This is a genomic window from Grimontia indica (assembly GCF_000333895.2).
In the GTDB taxonomy this organism is placed as follows: domain Bacteria; phylum Pseudomonadota; class Gammaproteobacteria; order Enterobacterales; family Vibrionaceae; genus Enterovibrio; species Enterovibrio indicus.
In genome coordinates this window covers 1-4,637 of record NZ_ANFM02000087.1, presented here as the reverse complement: position 1 = coordinate 4,637, position 4,637 = coordinate 1, and the positions used below count along the sequence as shown (strand labels likewise).

General features: G+C 37.3%; 3 protein-coding genes and 2 pseudogenes. 4 read left to right on the top strand and 1 reads right to left on the bottom strand.

Annotated features, from left to right (window positions below; genetic code table 11):
- From D515_RS24825 to D515_RS25615, 3 genes and pseudogenes are all read left to right on the top strand, one after another.
- On the top strand, positions 1-1,467 hold a 1,467-nt coding region (locus tag D515_RS24825; RefSeq protein WP_039850731.1), incomplete at its 5' end, for a hypothetical protein.
- 914 nt (positions 1,468-2,381) lie between these two features.
- The gene (locus tag D515_RS26480; RefSeq protein ID WP_083939988.1) at positions 2,382-2,591 is read left to right on the top strand and encodes a helix-turn-helix domain-containing protein; all 210 of its coding nucleotides are present in this window, start codon (positions 2,382-2,384) and stop codon (positions 2,589-2,591) included.
- A gap of 25 nt (positions 2,592-2,616) precedes the next feature.
- Positions 2,617-2,998 (top strand): annotated as a pseudogene (locus D515_RS25615) (peptidase T); the annotation flags it as partial.
- 71 nt (positions 2,999-3,069) lie between these two features.
- On the opposite strand, the pseudogene D515_RS24820 reads toward D515_RS25615, so the two are convergent.
- Positions 3,070-3,479 (bottom strand): annotated as a pseudogene (locus D515_RS24820) (LysE family translocator); the annotation flags it as partial.
- A gap of 477 nt (positions 3,480-3,956) precedes the next feature.
- Between D515_RS24820 and D515_RS24815 the strand changes: the two are divergent.
- Positions 3,957-4,637, top strand: a 681-nt coding sequence (locus D515_RS24815; protein WP_039850729.1) for a hypothetical protein, incomplete at its 3' end; no start/stop codon positions are given.

The window sequence follows — 4,637 nt, the reverse complement described above, 5'->3', positions numbered from 1 at the left end:
CAAGACCAGGGTATAACAGTTAAATTGAAACTACCGGGTAGTCGCTCAACCGTTTGGAACAACGATCTGGATTCAAACGCTTCATCCAGCCGTTCTTATCCACTTTATGATGAACCAATGGGCTTATTTACACTACTGACTACGCCGACCGTTCATACTTATAAGAAATATGAAAAGATATCGGATAAAATAGGCTTTAAAGTTACAACATCATTTAAACCATCAAATGTCATTTTTGCATCAAACAGCAAGTCGGGTTTATATTTTAATGGTTGGAGTGGGCAGAGTGAAGGGGACGTCGCTGTTACAGGTCGAATCAAGGTGAAGTACCTAGCAGGGCCTGATGCTACAGTAAACTTTTCAAATTTTAATGATATCGATGGAGATAATAGCGAATATAACTATGTGAATGTGAAAACTAATGGCAGAGACATGAAGCTCTATACTGTTGTTTCTGATGATGTATCTTTGATGCATTTAGGTCACTTTCTAGGAAGTGATAAAGGAGCTCCTAAAATTACTGCGAGCGGTGATACTGTATTGGTTGACAATGTCTCTTTAGTCGTGACGGCCAAAAACCATGGCAGTACAATAAAAGATCATAACCTTAATTCTAGTATTAATCTAATAGATGAAAAAGATGAGAGTGGCCGCAGGTTTCCATATTATCTAGTAATGAAAGAATATCCTGTAGAGTTTAACAGTCATTCTAACCAAAAGTCCTTCAACCCAAGTGAGGATATAAACAGACTTATTAATACTGGACAGCTAGGAGGTGTAACACATGACAATGACTTGCTTGGTTTACAACTAAACCTAGGAAGAAATAACGGAATAAAAGTACAAGGATACTGTGATGTGCAAGGTGAGTATAACAATACTCATGAGATACGTTCAGATGGTGAATATTCTATTATAGCTGATGAGGATATGAACTACTATACCTATGAACCAAAACAGGTTTCTAGTCCTGGTGAAGCAATTCTTGATGTAACTCGAGATCCATGCATTATTTGCGCACGTTCAGAAACTTGGCCGTTTTATTCATTTAATTTAAATGAATATATTTCTCGCTATGGTTTCAGAGAGCCAAAAGAAGTTACTCTTCGAATTAATAGACAAAGTATTGCTGTATATCAAATGTACTTATATGATTATGCCAAAAATTACCTCTTTAGCGCCAATAAATCGACAAAACCTATGACAGATAACTCACATGGTGAAGGCATTCCTAAATATAGTACATTTATATCTAATACTGATTGGAACGGTCAAGATTTCAATGTCACAGAACAGTTCAAAAATGCACTAAATAGAGTGAAAAATAGTAATGGTAAGTATGAACTTCCAAGAGTGTCAGTTGTTTTAGATTATGTACCAGGTTACGGCACTTATACCGTTTTTTCTTCAGAAAACGATCGATTAGACGCACCACAAATTATCATCAATTTTGACGATGAATTATAATCTATTTTTAAATATAAAATAAATAATGAGGCCCTATCAGATCTCTGATAGGGCTTGTAAATTAATATACAAACACAATAGTTGGATACTAGTTATTTAACCGTAAAATAACGTTATAAAAAATAAAAAATAGGATCCTTATGGTAAGTATTATTGAACCAAAAAAACCATTAGCTTTGTCCTTCGCTTGGTGTAGATGCCGATTATATTCTATAAAAATTTGGAGTTGTAGATTTTGACTTATCCGATAAATATAAAAAAATCCCTTATTAAATGTTTGCTATATTAATCGATTATGCTTCATTTATATGTCATGATAGTTTTTCATGATTAATCTTTCAAAGATGAACGGTTGTAACTTTGTCGCACCATTGGATATCATTTTTAATACATCATTAACATTGTCTGAGGCTATATATTATTTGTCAAAGTATGCTCACATGCATGCTAGAGGCCTAGGGATAAGTCTCTCGTTTGACGGCGGAATTGCTAAATTGAAAATAAGAAATGTCAATTTTTAAATTGATAGATACGATAATCTATCTCAATATTTATGCCAACATTTATATAATGATGTCTCTCTGTTTGAAGTATTCACCGACTCCATTTTTGATATAAACTTGAAACAGAAAAATCCGAGATTAAATGGGGAGTTAATGACTGAGAATATTCAACTTTCTAGCAGCTTTAATGGTGTTAGGTTTCCGGGAGACTGGCTAGGAAATCGACGTGAATATAGTAAAAATAACAACAGTACTAGTATAGTAAGAGTTCTGTATCATTGGGAGAGGAAAATAGAAGAGAATTTTATAAGTAGCGTAAAAAGCGAGATTAGAAGAAATATATCTAAAAACGTGTATATAGGTTAAATATCAAGAAGATTTATCATGACCGAAAAGTAATTTAACCGAGCAATAAGAAGAGAAGGATTTATATATAAAGAGTTAGTAGAGCAATGCCTAATTACATACTCTAAAGAAATGTTGCTGGATGGTAGCGTAAGGGTGTGCGAGCTTGAAAAGATGCTTGGCTATGAAAGTGACTCTTCATTTACCCGTGCATTTAAAAGGTGGGTAGGCATATCGCCTAAGAAATGGCAAACCAATAATAAGTTTAAAGACTAATAAAAAAAACTGAGTGACTTTACCAAAGACGGGTTATCAAAACCGCATGAACTTCCTGAAAAACATTGCGGAAAGCTGTGGCGCTTTATGGGGGGAAGGAAGTGTTTCCATTACGCTGGCAGATCGCTATAAGAACGTGGCAAACAGCCTGGAAGGTGATGCTGGTTTCCCGATTGATATTGCCAAGCTGGCTGGCTTACGCGCGCAACGACATTGAGATGAAAGCCATTCCAATGCGTGGCAGTTATGATGGCGCAGTGCTTTCCCATAAAGGATTGTCATGTCCGAAGATTTTCACTGGCGCGCATAGCTTCCATTCGATCTACGAATATCTGCCAGTGAAGTCATTGAAAGCGGTTTGCTCAGTGGTAGTAGAAGTCATCAAAATTACCGCTGAACGCGGCTGAAGGATGATAGGTGAAAAGAGAGGCGAGCCAAATAGGGAAACAAAGGTATACATTCCGAGCCAGAAGCCTTAGTTTTCCTGACCTACCACATAAATGCTCACGCCGGAAAGAGCATATAACCACGCCTTTGGATTGAGAAGCTGGGTGATGGAACCTGTCCACCAACCTGATTGCGTCTGTGCGTTTTTCTCAATGGCGGAGACAGGTGTCGTGAAAATTTTGTAGGCAAGATACAAAAGAAATGCGCTGCCAAGGAGCTGCATGGTGGTTTCCAGCGAAGGGATCAACGACAGCAAACTTTGCATCACCCCGCCACACAGAATCACTACCAGGGCATACGCAAGCGAAGCCGCGATAACATGTTTAATGGCTTCTTTTAACCCTTGGGTAATTGCAGTGCTGGTGGCGAGAATATTCACTGGGCGGGTGTGACGGCACCGACAAAGGCAAAGGTGGTCATTGCCAGAATCAGACTGTTCATTGCTTCCTCCTTTCAGATGAAGAAGACGTTAGCAAAGCCAGAAGGGAAGTTATTGAACGATATTGCAGCGGACTGAATCGGAGATCTTCCAGAAAAGTATGAGTCGGAAGTGAGTTACATGACGCCTCTCAACAGATTTAAAGTGATCAATATGTAGACAGATAAGTGTAAAATTCCCAACTTTGTTATCTGGTGTAATAAATTTCGTTATGATTTTTTTTCTTTCTCAAAGAAAAATAAGTATCCAAATGGAATAATAAGAGATCGAAATCTTTTCTCTAAATGTGACTTTCCTTTCTTTCAGATCGCCATGTCTTACTCTTAATACAAAATTGCCATATTTATAAGATCTAAACATTTTTATTTTATTTGAACTCATGCTTTTGTCATGCTTTATTTATTAGGCAGTCGGTTTTTTAAATGCTCAAAAAACAATGCAAATAATAATTGACAATCGACTTGATTTAGGTGGAAATTATGGAAAGACAAAAATTGGCAATACTGATAAATATGGCGATGTTAGCGCCTCTTTCTTCATGGGCAAGTGTACCTCAGAATGTAGATGAACGTTGGCAACAGCCAACAATAACTACTCATCCGGATAAACCCTATTACCCAAACTCTAATGTTGTAAATAGAAAGAATCTTTTCGATTGGAGAACGCAGCATTACCAAATTGGAATGGGCAATCTTCATGGTGCTGAGGAGTTTAAACTGAGTCCTTTTTATATTTGTGAAATTGAGTCACTTTATAATGTTCCTGGTGGGAAAATATTAACAGATGACATTATGGGGCCAAATGGAGAACCAGCAGGAACTAATTGTGCCCGCTCTATTTCTAAATCGATTCTAGACAAAGTGCCGGATATGGATCCAAACGAAGGTTGGGAAATTTTAAAGTTCAACCTAGGTTATAAAATGTCCCACTACGAAAATGCAAAAGAAACATGGAGTGCGGATGGAAATGACAGCTGGTCGTCAAATCAGTACCCCTACATTATTCTTTACAACAGGCTGACTGCTAAGTTGAGAGTCATGTCCTATATGGGGGCTAGTGACATTGGTACGGGACTGTCTGTAAAAATGTCTGTAAAAGGTAAGGCGAAAATATTCAATACGAACCAATCCTCTGATGCAAGGTTTTATCAAGAATCAGTG